Annotated in this window: 15 protein-coding genes; 14 read left to right on the top strand and 1 reads right to left on the bottom strand. The window is 40.1% G+C overall.

Annotated features, from left to right (window positions below; all coding sequences use genetic code 11):
- Positions 1-5: 5 nt before the first annotated feature.
- The 14 genes from V2546_RS11830 to V2546_RS11765 all read left to right on the top strand — a co-directional run bounded on the left by V2546_RS11830 (position 6) and on the right by V2546_RS11765 (position 16,407).
- Positions 6-1,100, top strand: a complete 1,095-nt coding sequence (locus V2546_RS11830) for a PP2C family serine/threonine-protein phosphatase (RefSeq protein ID WP_142410911.1) — start codon at positions 6-8, stop codon at positions 1,098-1,100.
- Between the two features lie 242 nt (positions 1,101-1,342).
- Positions 1,343-3,955 carry an NPCBM/NEW2 domain-containing protein gene (locus V2546_RS11825; RefSeq protein ID WP_329752413.1) on the top strand — a complete coding sequence of 871 codons (2,613 nt, stop codon included), beginning with the start codon at positions 1,343-1,345 and terminating at the stop codon, positions 3,953-3,955.
- 40 nt (positions 3,956-3,995) lie between these two features.
- On the top strand, positions 3,996-7,334 hold the full coding sequence (locus V2546_RS11820) for an FtsK/SpoIIIE domain-containing protein (protein ID WP_329752412.1): 3,339 nt from the start codon (positions 3,996-3,998) through the stop codon (positions 7,332-7,334).
- Between the two features lie 13 nt (positions 7,335-7,347).
- Positions 7,348-7,626, top strand: coding sequence for a hypothetical protein (locus V2546_RS11815; protein WP_142410914.1), 279 nt, complete (start codon positions 7,348-7,350; stop codon positions 7,624-7,626).
- A gap of 10 nt (positions 7,627-7,636) precedes the next feature.
- Positions 7,637-7,915: a hypothetical protein gene (locus V2546_RS11810; RefSeq protein WP_142410915.1), complete on the top strand. Its 279-nt coding sequence runs from the start codon at positions 7,637-7,639 to the stop codon at positions 7,913-7,915.
- A 14-nt stretch (positions 7,916-7,929) separates the two neighbouring features.
- Positions 7,930-9,141, top strand: coding sequence for a C39 family peptidase (locus V2546_RS11805; RefSeq protein WP_142410916.1), 1,212 nt, complete (start codon positions 7,930-7,932; stop codon positions 9,139-9,141).
- An 8-nt stretch (positions 9,142-9,149) separates the two neighbouring features.
- Positions 9,150-9,668: a hypothetical protein gene (locus tag V2546_RS11800; protein ID WP_142410917.1), complete on the top strand. Its 519-nt coding sequence runs from the start codon at positions 9,150-9,152 to the stop codon at positions 9,666-9,668.
- 495 nt (positions 9,669-10,163) lie between these two features.
- Positions 10,164-11,258, top strand: a complete 1,095-nt coding sequence (locus tag V2546_RS11795; RefSeq protein ID WP_329752411.1) for a hypothetical protein — start codon at positions 10,164-10,166, stop codon at positions 11,256-11,258.
- A gap of 22 nt (positions 11,259-11,280) precedes the next feature.
- Entirely contained in the window at positions 11,281-12,351 is a 1,071-nt protein-coding gene (locus V2546_RS11790; RefSeq protein ID WP_329752410.1) for a transglutaminase domain-containing protein, read from the top strand.
- A 74-nt stretch (positions 12,352-12,425) separates the two neighbouring features.
- The gene (locus tag V2546_RS11785) at positions 12,426-13,124 is read left to right on the top strand and encodes a hypothetical protein (protein ID WP_329752409.1); all 699 of its coding nucleotides are present in this window, start codon (positions 12,426-12,428) and stop codon (positions 13,122-13,124) included.
- 55 nt (positions 13,125-13,179) lie between these two features.
- Entirely contained in the window at positions 13,180-14,136 is a 957-nt protein-coding gene (locus V2546_RS11780) for a M50 family metallopeptidase (RefSeq protein WP_329752407.1), read from the top strand.
- Positions 14,137-14,168: 32 nt separating this feature from the next.
- On the top strand, positions 14,169-14,939 hold the full coding sequence (locus tag V2546_RS11775; RefSeq protein ID WP_329752406.1) for a hypothetical protein: 771 nt from the start codon (positions 14,169-14,171) through the stop codon (positions 14,937-14,939).
- A 221-nt stretch (positions 14,940-15,160) separates the two neighbouring features.
- Positions 15,161-15,850: a hypothetical protein gene (locus tag V2546_RS11770; RefSeq protein ID WP_329752405.1), complete on the top strand. Its 690-nt coding sequence runs from the start codon at positions 15,161-15,163 to the stop codon at positions 15,848-15,850.
- A gap of 305 nt (positions 15,851-16,155) precedes the next feature.
- On the top strand, positions 16,156-16,407 hold the full coding sequence (locus V2546_RS11765) for a hypothetical protein (protein ID WP_329752403.1): 252 nt from the start codon (positions 16,156-16,158) through the stop codon (positions 16,405-16,407).
- A gap of 170 nt (positions 16,408-16,577) precedes the next feature.
- On the opposite strand, the gene V2546_RS11760 is transcribed toward V2546_RS11765, so the two are convergent.
- Positions 16,578-16,961 carry a metal-dependent transcriptional regulator gene (locus tag V2546_RS11760; protein ID WP_118298823.1) on the bottom strand — a complete coding sequence of 128 codons (384 nt, stop codon included), beginning with the start codon at positions 16,959-16,961 and terminating at the stop codon, positions 16,578-16,580.
- Positions 16,962-17,415 lie beyond the last annotated feature (454 nt).

Below are 17,415 nucleotides of genomic sequence, written 5' to 3'. Positions count from 1 at the left end.
ATACCATGCTTGGTTATTATAAAATGTCAATAATAGGAACAGCACACCAAGCAAAGAAAGATGGTGTATGCCAAGATGCGAGCGATGTGGTTGTCCTTAAAAATGGCTGGGTGGTTGCTGCAATAGCTGATGGACTTGGAAGCGCAAAAAAGTCTGAGGTTGGCTCGACAACAGCAGTTAAAACTGTCCTGTCCTTTGTGAGCGAAAATCATCCAGATAAATGGCATGAAGAGAGTCTTATGTCTTTACTTAGAACTGCTTATCATAAAGCATTAAAGACAATTGTGGCTTTGTCTGAAGAGAACAGGGATGAATTATGTGATTACGATACGACATTGACGACAGTTATCTATAATGGGACAAATGCTGTTTATGGGCATGTCGGCGACGGTGGAATTGTTGCATTGTCATCATACGGGGATTATTCTGTTCTAACAAAAGCACAAAAGGGGGAAGCTTTTAATGAGACCAGTCCGCTTCGCGCCGGTCCGGAGAATTGGTCTTTCGGTGTCGCAAAAGAAGATGTTTGTTCTTTGATAATGATGACGGATGGTATCTTCGATGTTGCTTACCCTTGGCTGTTGGCAAAAACGGCTCAGCCTATCTATGTAAACTATGTGCGACCTTTCATGGATATCAGTATTTTGAAAGTCTCGACTCCTGCTGATTTTGAGAACGTCCAAGCTGAAATAACCGATTTCTTCAAGGGCTCATATAGCAAACAGATTACTGATGACAAGACCATAGTAGGAATTATCAACACGGACGTTACACCCGAAAAAAAGCCGGATGAATTCTACATGGAGCCAGACTGGAAAACGCTGGCGAAAGAGCATCACGACAGATTGTATGAACACAAATCTTCCACTAAAGATGCGGATGGATTAAACCAGGATATGGAAGTGCAATCTGATGAAGAACAAGTAGAGGGATACAACCAAAAATCTGTAGGAGCTGTTTCTTCAGAAGAGAAAGAAAAAGGTGAGCCTACAGGAAAATCCAGTCCTTCGATAGTTTCTTTGGACAAGAAAGGTACTGCTGCCGACAGAGATGCGCATAAAAAGAAGGGATTCTGGGGTAAGCTGTTTGGAAAATCGTAATATAGAATAGGGCATGCTGATATGCAGATAAACGATGTAAAGAGAAATGTAGAGAATCTATGGTCTGAAGCATCAGCTTCGTGGCAAGATGATATGTCTAAAAAGTATAAGATTGCAGTGATAGATCAAATGGAAAAACTTTTAAGTTCCATGGAGCGTTCTTGTAGTCGGCTGATACTTGCAAACGAGGAGGCGCTAAGACAGCTAAAAGAGATACAAGAATAATTATGAAGGAGTAATCAATGGCTGAATATAAAGGACTTTCCGGCAAGTTATATCAAACTCAGAATGCACCATTTGCAGGCGGCGGGGAAGGTGATGTATATGATGTTATTGGCGCATATAGCTATGTTGCGAAAGTATATAAGCCAGACAAGCGTACTACAGAGCGTGAACGTAAATTGTCTATAATGGTATCTAACAAGCCAAGTGTTATGGAACAATACGCTTGGCCAATAGATGTCCTTTATGAAAATGGACAATTCATTGGGTATGTTATGCCTAAAATCAACGGCAAAGAAAAGCTGCGAAATATTTATGTCTATGACAAGCGAAAAGGAAAACCCTGGTCTTTATTTATTGCTATTGCAAAGAACCTTTCTGCTGCTGTACATAATGTCCATGAGATTCATCAGGTGGTTGGTGACTTGAACCCCGAAAACATCTTGGTAAATCCCAAGGATGGTATGGTAACTCTTGTCGACACGGATTCGTATCACATTTCCGATTCAAACAGGACATATCGTTGCGGAGTAGGTATGCCCGAGTTCGTTGCACCAGAGCTTCAGGGTATTCACTTTCCTTCTGCTCCTTTGCCGACGTTCACGCCGGAATCTGACCGCTTTGCGCTGGCGGTGCTTATTTTCGCATTGTTGATGAATGGTGCGCATCCATTTTCATGCAAAGTAATTAGCGGGTCTTCATCGAAATTTCAGCCAATTGATAATATGCAGAATGGCAAATGTGCTTTTTTCTCGGACAGCCGTTCAAGCAACATGGATATTCCGCGTTATGCACCAGAGTTAAGTTCGTTGCCGAATAATATTCAGAGGTTGTTTAGGCGTGCTTTTGTGGCTGGTCGTAGCACTCCTTCCCTACGTCCTTCAGCTGAAGAGTGGTATAACGCTCTTGAACAGTTGGAAGATAACCTCAAAACATGTCTTAAAGACACTCAACACATCTACTACTATGGTGCAAAAGAATGCCCATGGTGTAAGGTAAATGAGAAGATGCGTTTCATCTCTCAATCGGTATTTAATAGCTTCAGTCAATCTGGCTCCAACTCTGGTTCTGGTTTTCAACCAGCGACTGCGGGGGGACAAGCACAGCAGTTTATGCCAAGTAGCTATAAGTACACACCATCTTCAAGTGTTTCAGGAAGCCAACCTTCAAAGAAAAAATATGGGGGGATTCCTATTGTTATTGTCGTCATTGTTTTTATGTTGATTATTAAATCATGTATCAACACTTCTTCTGGTAATAAGAACAATGATGATAATTTGTCTGGAGTGAGTGGATATTCTTATAGAATCACAAATAATGATACTTCAGATAAAGACAATTCAGAACAAAATACCAATAATTATGCTCTTCAAGAGACTTACGTCGAAGATGCGTGGTTGACAGATCTTGATTATGTTAAAAAAGGATCCGTTACAATTAAGCCTGATAGCACAGGACAGTCAAATACTGGAATAGAGTATTCTCATTATATGTTTTCAACCTCACCTTATAGTGAAATAGTTTACCAGTTGAACGGTGATTATGATACTTTAACTGCCTTATGGTCCATTTGTTATACTAACAGAAATACTATTGATAATAACAGCTTTGAGATTTATGCGGACGAGGTGCTCGTATATTCATCACTATCAATTACAGGAGGGGACATCCCTGTTGATGTCTCGGTTGATATTAGCGGGTGTAACTTGCTGACCATTCTATTTAAGGAAGGTATTGGTTGTGCAGAACTAGCTAATATTCGTTTATCTACAAATACAAATCGAACTCCTAATGGAACGGTGTATGAAGTTACTAATCTTCCTTGCTGGTTGACGGATTTGGATTATTTAACCAATTCAGAGGTTAGTGTGAGCGGTAGTAATATTGGAGCAACAAACACAGGAGATACATATTCGCATTATATGTCTGGAAGCTCTGGCAGTGAGATTGTTTATTATCTTAACGGTGGTTATTCAAGGCTTACGGGATTGTGGACTATTTGTCAGACATATAAAGATACAAATAAAAATAATAGCTTTGAGATTTATGCTGATAACAACTTGGTTTATAGCTCACCAAGTCTTACAGGAGGAGATTTACCAGTTGAATTCGAAGCTGATATAAATAATTGTGAAAAATTAAGAATCGTGTTTACAAACGGTAATGGAGCAGGTGAACTCGGAAATATTAGAATATATCCGGGAGAAGATTCTTCTCCTATAAATAGGTCTGTTGCGCAAATAGGAGTAGGTGGAACATGGCTTACAGACTTGGATTATCTCATGAATAATGGTGTATCGTTGAAGGGAAATAGTACGGGTACAACCAATACAGGAGAAAACTATTCACACTATATGTTTGGAAGTTCTGGTTCCGAAATCGTGTACTATTTAAATGGCAGGTATTCGTCAATCTCAGGTTTGTGGACTATTTGTCAGACAAATAGAGATACAAATAAAAATAACAGTTTTGAACTATATGCAGATGAAGTTCTTGTCTATTCATCACCAGCTCTTACGGGGGGAGATTTACCCATAACTTTTGACGTTGGTATCAATGGGTGTCAAAAGCTTAAAATTGTTTTTACTGCTGGCAACGGAGCGGGTGAACTTGGTAATATTTCTCTAAAGTAGTTTTGATTGCCGATAAAATGGTATAACGGAGTGTGTTTTCATGAACGAGTCATTATTTATTCGGGCGGTTAAGATTTCAAAATATTTTGATTCAATATTACAAGAAGATAAAGATGTAGATTCTATCTATAATAGTAACAAAGCTGAAATAGAAAAAAAATATAAAGCTAAACTTACCGAATTGGATTCAAGGAAAACCCAAAGAATCTCTTTTGCTTTAGCAAAAGATCAATCCGCTCAAAGAAATGTCCAAGATGCATTGAAAGCTTTGGCTGAAGCGGAGGCAAAAATCTCGAAAAAGTATAAGAAGAAATATCGTCCAACAAGCCTCACACCTAAATTGCCTGATTTCCAGGAGATAGATGAGCTTGCAGTCAAGATTAATGATGGTTCATTTAGTAGTGTGATTAAGCGGCTGACCGGCATTGACGGCTATTTATCAATGATGGATATGGTAAATGACTATTTTGATTATATTGAAGCAGGAAGAATGTACCTTTGTGGAGAGCTGCAGAAAAGTTCCAGATATCTTGCTCAAGAAAAAACAGCAGCGAACACAGAGTATGCCCGCGAAAAAGCAGTAGCAGATCAGAAAAAGAGCATCTTGATATCTCAAAATGATCAGGCGTATAACCAAGCTGGAAATGCTTTGCAAAATAAACTATTGACAGCTATTAGTGATCCTACCTTGGTGCATTATGATACCGATCTTGCCGATACATTAGAACAATTAGGTGCATTCGATGAAACCTGGGACTGTTATGAACCGAGCTTATTGTACCCTGGCCAGATTATGATAGGAGCCATTTCTGTTCCTTTTAGCATTCCTTCTCCGGTAGATCAGATGATTCAGGAAAAAATGCCTGTTGCATTCAGCTCTGGCAGAGGATTTTGTGTGCCCATGACTGTGGATATGGCAAAACCATTGCAGCTGCTTATTAACTATGATGATCGTTGTAAGACTGAAGTTATGGAGGGAATTCAGAGTATCATTTTGAAATGGATTAGGTTTATGCCCCCCTACTCATTTACCCTTACATACATTGATCCTGATGATCGAGGTTCAAATTTGGGGCAACTACAAAAACTTGAAGAAATAATTACATGGGATATTTGCAAAAAGGTATATGCATCTAGAGAAGATATTACCAGACGACTCAAAGAACTTGAAAAGTTTGTTGATGTGACCTGCTCTCGTCTTGCAGGCGTAGGTTCAGCTTACGATTACAATTTAAGCAACGAACCTGTGATTGTTCAGCATCTTGTCGTTATAAACGATTTCCCTGAAAAGATGGATCGTGCCGCTGAAGAGGCTTTGGATGTTCTAATCAACAACGCTACGAAATGTGGCATTAGTATGATCTTTACGAAAAAAGGAAATTTGTCCGAACTGCCAAATGCCGTTCAAAATACATTCATCAGAATCAATGCGTCAGTAAATGGTCATACTATTCCTCTTGAGGGTAAAATATATGATTTCCATTTTGATGGCGTATGTTCGTTTTGCGAAAAATTTATTGATGAAGTGAAAGCAACGTATAATGAGGGATTTAAAGTAGATAACAGTTTTGCTAATTTCTTCTCAACTACCTCGTTCAATGGCTACAGAGAATCCACACAGGCGTTAGCCATTCCATTTGCGGTCGACTCAAGAAAGAGGATTGTTGAACTTGAATTGGGTGGCGCATTAACGGCCCATGCCCTGATATCAGGATCAACTGGATCAGGAAAATCTACTACTTTGCATATGCTCATTACATCCATTATTCTGAATTATCATCCGGATGACGTTGAACTGTGGCTCGTGGATTACAATAAGGTTGAATTTGCAGAATACCTCTCCAATATGCCACCTCATGTTAAGCTTATAGGATTGGAACGCGGTACAGAATTTACATTTAGTTTGTTGTCAAAGGTCAACGAAGAATGCCAGCGTAGGATGGAATTATTTAAGCAGGTCGGTGTGAGCAATATTACCGAATACAAGCGCAAATTTGGTGTTCGGTCACTTCCACGAATCATTCTGATTATAGATGAGTTCCATCAAATGACACAGGCGATTCAAAATGAACAGGAGTACGTTCTTATACTGGAAAATATGCTTTCTGAATACCGTAAGTTTGGTCTTTCCTGTGTATTTAGCGATCAGGCAATAGGCGATGGTCTTAGGGGATTGACAGAAAAAGGAAAGAAACAGATTCGGACTAGAATTGCAATGGCCAATGATATGTCTGAGATTCGGGAAACCCTTTCGATTGACAACAGCTTCTATGATGATGCATTGAAGAATAAAATCAATCGCATGGATAAGGGGGATGTAATTTTTAAACGAGGAATCAAAGATGCTGTGGGTGAAACACAGATTGTCATTGATAGATACCGTACTGTTTATGTTACAAGGAATGAGAGAGTCAAAAGCATAGAATTAGCCAAGAGGATTCTTGGTAGTGCATATTTAAAACCAGATGTATTGGTTATTGACGGAAAGGGACGCAAGTACTGTGATGAATTGGTTATTGAAAAGTATGAGAAAGTTAATGGAGGGCCAACACCATCAAATATTCCGATATATATTGGTACTCCAACAAATCTGAACCCCTGTTTTTGCTTTTCATTACAGGAGCGTCTAGACTCAAATGTTATGGTTATCGGAGCCGATACCGAAATGAGGGCAAGCGTTATTATTTATACAATCAGCTGCTTTTCTCGGATTTTGGAATCTGAAATTGTTATTATTGCTGATAAAAAAGATGAGCTTTACACACAATTTAAAACCGAGTTGGAATTACTCTCTGATGAACACGTTCACATTATAACGGACTTAGAAGAAGTATGTGCGTATACTAATGGACTTCTTGAAAGCGGCAGAAATGGCAATCATCCTAAAACGCTCATGGTGTGGTTGGGCATTGAATCTATCGGTGCCGATTTGAGCATGTTCCCTAATAAGCTGAATATTCGGACTGAAAATACAACCATAAATCACAATGCGGTCAATGATTTGATGAACGAGATTGACTCTCTGCTTGCCGATTTTGATGAGCCGGGAATCAGCAAAACTGATTCAGAAATTGACAGAGAAGAATCTTCTGATAGTATTGTTTATGATGCTAGAGACGATATCTGTGAGTTGATTTCAAAGGGGCCGAGATTTGGTATCCACAGCCTTGTCACCTACTCTTCGGTAAAGATGCTTAGGCAGTCTCGCTTTGTAAAGCTTGAATGCTTTGAACATAAGATTGCTTTTGCAATGAGTCGTGACGATTGGAGTAATTACATGGAGCGGATTCATTACATCGCCGATTTGGATAATATTTCGGCCGTGTATTATGATGGCGGCTCTACAACTCACATTTTTAGACCATATTTGTTTGGATGAAGGAGAAATTAACATGAGTGAGGGTATGATAATCAGAGATCCCGATGAGATAGAGAAGTTTGCCTTGGAAGTTGAGGCCTACTGTGCTGAGATGAAGACTGCTTGCAACAACCTGAAGAGTAGGCTTTCAAGTGCAGAATCTGGAATGAAAGACAGAGTATCCCGAAAAGCTTTGCAGCGTATAGAACAGCTGGCAGAAGATTTACTGGTCGGTCTGCCTGCTGTTGAGGGAACAGCAGAGATGCTCAAGAAAGCAGCTAAACCATTGAAACAGGCTCGTACTTTGATGTGAGGTGATTAGAATGAGTGAACAGATTGAAGCTTCGTCAAGATCAATAATAGAATTAACGAAAGGCATCAATGAGTGTATTAAAAAGATTTCTTTTCTGAACAAAGAGTTATCCGATCAGCTTAAGACGTTGGGAAACACTTTCCAAGATGAGGGTTATGCAGTAATTCAAGGCTATGTTTCAAGTTCTCAAGCCAAAGTAAATGAAGCGGTTCCAGATTTGAAAGTTGTTATGGAAAAGCTGATTGAGTATGCACATTTGCTGCAAGAATCCGAGAAGAGCATTACTTGATGGTGTGAAAGAATATGATTGGACAAATAATTGCAAATGCATCTAAGTTATTTGCACTGGATGATGATCTAAAAAATACTACATCACAGATTGATTCCGTTATCGCTGATAACGAAGATTTAATTCGGAATACGAATCAATATATATTAGATGTTCTTGATATTTGGAAGGAACGTCAGACCCAAGCATATGAAAAGTTGATGTTTGCTCAAGAGAGATTAGCCAGGGCTGAAGAAGGCGATAGAGATAGCGAAGATGGGGATGTTCCTTATTATTACTATCAAGCTGTAGCTACCTGTCAGGCTGAGTATGATGGAATATCGGATGTTTGTGTAGCAATTGAAAGGATAAATGATGACTTTCTAGCTGCTTCTTCATCATATAAGAGGGAAATGGAGGCATCACGGCATGAATACATCAGTGCTCTTCAAAAAAGTTCACATGTGCTTACTCAATATGCTGAATTGGTTAGAAAATCCTCCTCGATAACATCTGGTGGCACTTCAGTTGTAGGAACTGGTTTCATTGCTGGTCAATCTGGAAGTGACAATACAACGTCGACAGGACAATCATCTTCTGAACATGGTGAGGGAAGTTTTAATCACACATTTGGACTAAGTTCTACAAAACAGACTTGGGCAATTGAATCTGATGGAAGCATGGTATTTAATACTCCTGTTGAAACAGGTGGGAAGCTCGACTCAAAACAAGGGAAAGTAAATGGTTTTTGGGGAACATGTGGGTTGGTTTCATGTGTCAATGTTCTTCGCCTTGCAGGATATCCAGCTACAGAAAGCGAAGTGGTTGAATATGCATCGATGACTTCTGCTGGGTCTGGCAGAGGTACGTTGTGCACTACAAATTCTTTCCCCGAAGATAATGGGGGAACATCCGCCAAAACGCGGCAGCAAATTCTTCAACACTTTGGGATAAATAGTGAACTTAGTGAAGCTTCAGTAGATAACATTGCTGATGCTATATCCAATGGACGAGGTGTAATAATCTCAGTATATGCAGGAATGCTCTATAATGGATGGTCAAATCACAGAGATCTCCATGCCATAACAGTCACGAGCGTAAAAAAAGATCGCTATGGAAATGTGTTGGGATTTTATGTGTGTGATTCCGGTACGGGGGGCGTGGATAATTCAAAATTCTACACTACTTTCCAGGTCGGAAACGCACTGTCGGGCAGGCCAATGAATGTTACATCAATTATCCGATAGGAGGATTTATGGGCGAAGAAATGTCATACGATCAAATATATAAGGTTCTGCTGTCAGAAGGAATTGAGGAGTATGTTCCTGATGGCATCTCCATTTCTCATCCTGTGGTGGATTTTAGAGATGGCACAATAGTTGATTGTTTTCTGCTTTTTTCAATTTCCTGTGATGGATTGAAATATACTGTTCCAACTGCTAGGATTCTCATTGATTCTGCAAAGAAAGAAGTAGTGGAATACAAAACGGCTGAAGAAATGCCTTTTTCTGTTTATGATGGGACTGATTATTTTACAATCGATATCACGAATAGTGATGCAGAGAAAACGCAGAATATAGAACGAGAATATCAGACTTTGTATATGAAGATTAGAGAGCTTGCCTTTAAAGAGAAACTATCAACAAATGATAGAAAAACCGTTGTCCAATATATTAAAATGTTAAAAAAAGTTGAACTAAAGAATATACAACCGTTTCTATTCGAATTAGGGCAGTCATTTTTCAAATGGGCAAAAAATGTAATCAAAAAGTGATATGTTTTTGATGATAGTGTAGTTGCTCTTTTCTGAAGGCGTTTCATTACAACATTTTAAGAGATTTATGAATATCTGATAATGCTCTGGAATTATGGCTAATTTTGTTCGCAAGTTGAGTCATTGGGTATAGAGGGCATATTCCGCAGAATCTGGGTTTGCAAATTACGCTCAAATGGAATGCCAGTTCCGCTACTGCGGAACGGCTATTCCATTTTTAACGGTACGAAGTACCGTTAAATGACCTCATTCTGTTTCACGCATATTTATACCGTTCATCTCAAGACGATATGTATGGTGCTTATCTGTGATTCGTGTAAGGCACGCATCAGCATAGGTATTATCAGCAAACATATTGGGGTATTAAAAGAAAATATCATTGCTATACAACGAAAAATGATCATGCAGAATTATTTTTAATGGAAATTGATGATACGTTGGAAAAAGAGACTTGCGAAGAATAAGGGATTACCAATGGGATAAGGAGAAACTACAATGAGAAAAAGCTTATCGACATTTTACCGCGATAGTCTTTCAGACACAGCCCAATTTTACTATGAAACTATCAACAAACTTGCTATTGAACGTGAAGATAAATTCAAAATAAATTTTACCGACCCTGAGCTTGATGAAAATATCACCGCATCGATAGAGGCATTGCGCAATGATCACCCAGAGTTCTATTTCTTAAATGGATTTTCAGTAGAGGGGGATGAAATTCAGCTCACCTACAAGATGTTAACCACAACCGCTGACCTGGATAAAGTAATGGACAGAATCACTTTTGAGGCAAGAAGAGGTTCAAGCCGTTTTTTTCAAGCGGCAGCGGTATACGATTATATCGTAACACATATCTCAGAGCGTCCAAGGTATGAGTCGCCGTTGCTTCACGATTCAACTATCATCAATCCGGCACTCTTTCATATAGGAAATAATGAAGGTTGTTGCCGTTTGATGGTTTATGCGATGCGTTATCTCGGCAATAATGCTGCTGTCATGTGCCAGGGAGACGCCTTTTACTGCCTTCTGAATCTTGATAACGGTCTGTTTAAAGTGGACTTTTTGAAGAATAAAAAAAACGCACTTGAACAGTACCCTGAAAGCGAAAAAAGCAGCGAATGGCTCTTGGAACTTCCAGTAGAAGCGGCTGCCAGAGAGCTAAATTATATGTCGAGTCCTTTATTCCAACGGGTGGTACGCGATTTGAGTGAGACTGAAAATGGACGTCAGCTCTTATGTACCTACTTTATGAAATATGAATTTACATTCGAAAATTTATCCTGGGATTTTCTGCGTGCTATTGCCAAAACGGGATATGATACCAACACGGAACAGATGTTGGAAAAGATGGCGAATGTACATTTTATAAAAGCTTTGAATGTGCAGAATGGCTCAGCGTATTATCTTGAAGAGAATCGGAATCAGTATATGCAGATCATGACACAGCTGCATCCTGAAACACCGGAAGAAATTTTATGGGCACAGATAGGAAAGAAATATCCTGATATCGCAAACAAATATAAAAAATGTTTTAATGAGTGGATCTATAGATGCGACATGACTGAAATTATACCTTTTTGGAAGGCATAAACGCGGCGGGGAGTGATCAAAGATGAATCATATAGTGGAAATCTGCGTGTCGACTCCAGAAGAATTAAAAAAAGCGATGAGTTTATCCAAATACTGTTTTTGGAGAAAAAGCGTCATTTCCATACAATATAATTATGGAGTTGAAAAAATTAGACGTGAGATTCGAGAAATCGATAGCGATTTTAGTTATTGTTTTGCTGGCACGCAGCTTGAAGAATATTCAACTGATATATCTACAGAATTGGGAAAGGGGTATAATGTAGGTATTACATCTATCTTTAATGCTGACGTTGAAGACTTGATTTATCTGGGCTCAGAGATTGCTGAGATTTTGAATCAGGAAATCCTGAATAGCGAAGATCCATATGAAAAGATAAAGAAATTCGATGAGTTTATAAAAGAAAGTTTTCAGCTTAAAAGCCCAAATAAGATTGGCAGATATCTGGCCAATATATTGTCAAAAAATAGCGCTAAGCTGTATCAGACAGTTAGCGCAATCGCAACCCTGACACTCTCTCAGATGGGTATCAAAACTCTTTTGATATATGGTAAAGCACATGAGATACATAGTTGGAAACCCCATGTGTGGAATGCTGTAAAAATTCATGGGGCGTGGGTTCATGTCGATTTCGGATATTCCATAAGTTCCATGTTTCTCCCTAATAGCATGTCTCTTTTGGAGGAAAAGTCTTTCGTTGCGACACATTTGTGGAACCACGAAGCGTATAATGACACATCAATGGAGTTGGCATGGCAGAAAACATATCCACGATATAAAGCATCTATCCGGGCGGATGAGAAAACCATTGTGCTCAATGGAGTGAGCATATTATTGGAAGAGCCTTTAATGATCTATAGAAACAACCGGCTATGGATAGATCTGTTGAGCTTGATACGGATATTAGGCGGATTTTTGTTGGTGGATTCAGACTCAGGCTTCACAAATATCTATTTAAACAACTGTAAAAAGCCTTTAAAAACCAGAATGGAACAATATAAGAACCGTTTTTTCGACATAAAAATCTTAGATGATTTCTGCAGCTGCTTCCATGACGGAATAAACATCGAAATTGATATTTATTTCGGAAATTAGAGTTGCTGCTTCATAGTACTTATACAGGGCGTCAATGCATTAAGAATAACGATAGATATGGAGATGATCGTGAAATGGACAAAAACAATAGGACGGATTTTGACGGTATTAAATCTGGTGATGAAGACGAACTTGATATATCCGGTTCTCTCGATATAATTGCACAGATGGAAGCCGCACTCGCTGAACTTGAGAGAAGAGAAAAAGAACTTGATCCAGAAGAAGAAAAACTCTTTATGTGTGTTCAGGAAACTTTATTAGAACACGGATTGAAATATATCTATGACGCAGACACTCAGAGAGTGATCGAAGTTATGCTCGGGGAAGATAACATGCCATTTCGGATGCAAATTAACCTGAGAGATTCAAGGCTGGTCTGCAGGTCGACTTTCCCATTTCGAATTCAGTGCAATTCGTTGGCATTAGTTGCGCTGTACATAACTGAATTCAATGCGAAAAGAGAGCTTCCAAGTATAAAAATGGACATGGAAAAAGGCGAAGTCGTCATGGAATATTCGTATTTTCTTAAGACGTCGATAGAATATGATAAAAAGCGTTTATGGTTCTATATAGATGCCTTGATTAGTCCGATGTTCGATGCTTACCAATGCCTGCATCGATTAGCAGTGGGAAAAGTCTCCAAGGATTCGAAAGATTATTATAGAGCACTTCTCGAAAAGTCGCTGGCAGTTATTGATGGTCACGAAGAAGATGAGCAGTATATTAATTATGGATCAAACGGGCTGAAAGGGGCGTTGGAGTTTAAAGACTGATGACAAGAAAATGTCATGAGAGAATGAAAGCGAACATGCGGAGGGAAGATAGACAATGTATCCGGTCCTAAAAAAAGGGACACGTTTGCGGGGCTTCATAGACAAGAACCAACGTATACGCCCCTATATGGAAAATGCTTATGGAAAATTTGAACTTGAAAGAGGGCTGCTCTATGAACTCTTAGATGCAGATGGAACGGAGCCATTTAAACCGCCGTACAATGACCCACAGATACTTGCTGATTTGAAAAAGTACGGCTTAATTGAAACACCCAGATTTATGCGAGTCGGGCGAGAGACGCTCTTCATTCTGCTAAACCTTAATAAAAAATTTAAACATAGAAGCATTTTTAAGGTATTAAACATGTTTCTTCCAATTGTATCTGTCAGTATCTTTGTATTAGGGGTATGTCAGCCGGGAATAAAAAATGTGCATGTTGGAGATGAGTGCAGCATGCCGCTTCTCATTTTCCTTAGTATGTGTTCGGTCATTTTACATGAAGCGGGACACTTACTGGCAGCTATTTCAGCTGGCCAGAAAATCGACCATATAGGAATCACGTTTTGGAGCATAATTCCGACGGGGGCGTATATATCTGTCGATGATAAGATAAATTCACGAAAAAGTGAGCAGATGCAGTTCGGACTGGCTGGGATTGAAGTAAATCTTTTGATTACAGGGATTTGTCTGATTCTGATCGGCAGACATTATGATTGGGCTTATGAGCTGGTTAACATTGCGTTTTTCAACATTATTCTTATAATTGGTAATATAGTGCCAATTCCAGGGCTTGATGGTGAGAAGGCATTAAGTGTACTTTGTGGAATAAGCAGTATTGGTAAAGTTGCTCAAAAGAGTCTGTTCGATAAGAAAAGGCGGCAGCGTCTTTTGCGTACAGGCTGGTCAGGATATGTCTGCTTTTTTATTTTCTGTCTGGTTATGTTTTTGAGAGTCATTCCTTTACTGTTTCTACTGCTTGAGTGGAAAATATTATGTTCCATACCTTCTTAAATAGAAAAATACAAAGGGGAATTATAAAAATCATGAATATTTTGTATAAAATAGGTGATCTCTACAATTTGTTGGTAGATGCATTGTTTTGGTTATTGTATGACAAAATTGGCATTAAAAAGGTAAAGCGATTCTATTTGAACGTTCTAATTTTGATTAGCATTCCGACATTATTATTGGTCATGCTTTCATTTGTTTTTTCGTTGGAGCTGGCGTTCGATCCATACAGACTGGTAGGCATATTTGGGAAGAAAACATACTCAATGTTGATTACTTTGCGCCGTCCGGCGTATGTGGTGAGTGTTGTTGCTGGTGTGATTTTTATTAAGAGAACGAAAAAACAGTTGAGAAGTGCCGGCTTGGATAAAAGGACACGTTTAGGGCTGCTGATATTCCTGTTGATGACGGTAGTGTTTGTGTCTGGCAAGGTAATTAGAACATGTGAGAATTATATATATAAGCACTATGGTGAAGCACATACATCGGACTACATAGATTATGAGTTTGCTTATCCGAATATATCGGTGGAGATACTCACCTACCCGAATGAAACCTGGTTTCAAAAAGCATTAAAAACACAGGCGACCTTTGAACGATTTGTAGGGGAAATTGTACCCGATGTGGGCGGCAAGGCCCTGAGAACGGAGGAAGTTCCTGAAGACTGGTGGAGACTGAAAGTGTGGCGTAGAATTGCCTGGTTAGAATATCACTCTGGCGACTTCTTTGGGTTGGTTTTTTGTTGGTGGCCGCTAGGGATGGCTATAGGGGCTGTCAGGACGAGACCGCGTAGACGGGAAAAATGATGAGGGTAATCGACATGGATAGCTTCTATCTTTTAGCCTAATGGCCTTATAGCATAAGACGAAAGTGGTTTCAAGATTCAAAGAATATTTTCTCATGTCATTTCTTTCCGCCCCCATTTTGCCACTTTTTTATAAGAGAAGCGTAAGGCTCGTCAAGTTGCATTTCGTTCGGAGATAAGCTATAATGAGATGAGTGCTAAATTTAAGTGAGGTGGATTGCTATGCAAAAATCGATCAAAACAGCTATCTTCGCATGCATCTTCGCGGCAGCATTCCAGATCACGGCGTTTGCCGGATTTACCTGGAGAGTTGAGAGTGCGGACAGTTCCTATGTGGGGACGACGAATGTGACTGTGACAAATACATCGGGAAAGAAAGAGACGGAGGACGCGCCGATCGTGAAGAGAGGAACCGTCGTGACGTTTACGGAGGCGGCAGCGAGTGCGACTTATACGGTAAGGGCATATGATGGGATGGGAAATCCGATCCGGGATTTCAGCGCGTCTCTCGGAACGGTAAAGAAAGGCGGTACTCTCCAGTATACACTGGACTGGAACGCGAGAAAGTCGGAAGGAAAGTCCTCCTATACAGGACAGGCCGGTGTCTTTGAAATCCAGGCGAAGGATTCCGACGGAAAGACATGGAGACAGAGATTTGTGATCAATAATGTCTGCGCGTCAGGTGTGCTCTCCAATATGTACCTCTACAGCAAAGGTACTCTCTACCAGTGGAAGAGCAATTCCAAAGGCTGGTGGGTGGACAAAAAGTCCGGCGGCTACCTCACAAATGCCTGGTTCCAGTCGCCGGTGAGCGGACTCTGGTACTATATGGGCTCTGACGGATATATGCTGACGAATACGACAACTCCGGATGGATATAAGGTCAATGCAAGTGGTGTGTGGGTGAAATAGTACTGCACTATAAAGATTCTGGAAAAGTCATGGCAGGAAAAGCCCTGTGTTCAGATATTCTACGGATCTGAAATGCGAAATATCGGTAAAATGTCGCCATAGTGTGCGTGTAAAAAAATTGCATGTCATAAATGATAATTTACTTAAATGAGAAAAGTTCTCAATAAGAATCTTCCATTTTCTGCAAAAAGGTGTATGATAAAAATAGTTAGCAGCACCTAACAAACGGCTCGCGATCCACCCGGATCACATGAAAAACTTCCGATGGGAACGGCCGCTTTTAACGCAACTCCTGCGGGAGGGAAATGGAGCAGATCATGGGAAGATTTTATCAGCTTTCAAAGAAGATTTCGGAGCAGGAGGCATCGGAGATCATGCGGGAAGTCCTGGAACTTCCGGATATCCGGGATGCCGAGATCATTGATGACTGCAGCCGGGTCAGAGTTGAGACGAAGGACAATGTGTTTATCGATGTGATGAGTACGGTTGTAAATATTTTCCGCCGCGTGGCAGGCGGATGCGAGCTGTCCTTTGTGGGATTCGCTTATAAGGACTGAGGAGCAATAAAAAGAAAAGTGTGCGGGAAATCGCGCGCGGCAATAAAAAGCGCAGGATCATGGACTTATTGGAGTCTGTGATCGCTGCGCTTTTTTGTTGAATTGCATTTCAGACATTTTTAAGGACGTTCATAATGAAAATGGAACTTTCGAGAGAAGTTTTACATTACTCAATTCTTCGCTTCAGAAGAATATTTCTTAATATGTTCCTTGATCGCCGCAAAGCTCTCAGCACTGATATCGTGCTCGATACGGCACGCGTCCTCGAGAGCTGTCTTTTCGCTGACTCCGAGGTCCATCAGCCATTTGGAGAGGGCCGTGTGGCGCTCATAGATCGTCTCGGCGATCCGGCGGCCTTCGTCGGTCAGTGTAATGTGTCCCTCGTCATTTACCAGGATCAGATTGTTGACCCGGAGATTTTTCATTGCGACACTGACGCTTGGTTTCGAGAAGCCGAGCTCGGTCGCGATATCGATAGAACGCACATACGGCTGTTTTTCACTTAACATTAAAATTGTCTCAAGATAGTTTTCAGCGGATTCCTGGATTTTCAAATAATTACCCCCATATATTGGAACATCATGCAGCTTTGTGCCGGAAATCTCCGGATTAAACAGAGCTGCGTCTGCAGGTGTCAGTCAGTTAAACGAAGTTTACAGGATTCTTTATCTTCCTGTTCATGTCTTATCACAGTCAGCATAACGTGTGTGCAAGGTTGCCTTTTCACGGGCATGGAGTGCCCGTGTACTGTAACGAGTGCAGACCTGTTGAACAGTTATAATTCGTCCTTCTACTATAACACAAGATATGGACTGAGTCAAAGTTAATTCCACTTGTTTTTGAAAATCCTAAAATGAAAATTTAAATTCCACTTCTCCAAAGGGCATGCGGACATTTTTTTAGACCGCTATGCCTATACTCCTTCTATAATCTAGAGGACTAAGTCCTCCGAGTGTTGATTTAATTCTATCTTTGCAATACCAACCCATATAGCCATTTATCTCCTGG

The sequence above is a fragment of the Clostridium sp. CM74B_53 genome, from assembly GCF_036318045.1.
In the GTDB taxonomy this organism is placed as follows: Bacteria; Bacillota; Clostridia; order Lachnospirales; family Lachnospiraceae; genus Pilosibacter.
The sequence above is the reverse complement of the archived record's forward strand: the minus strand, read 5'-3'. Positions and strand labels throughout refer to the sequence as shown.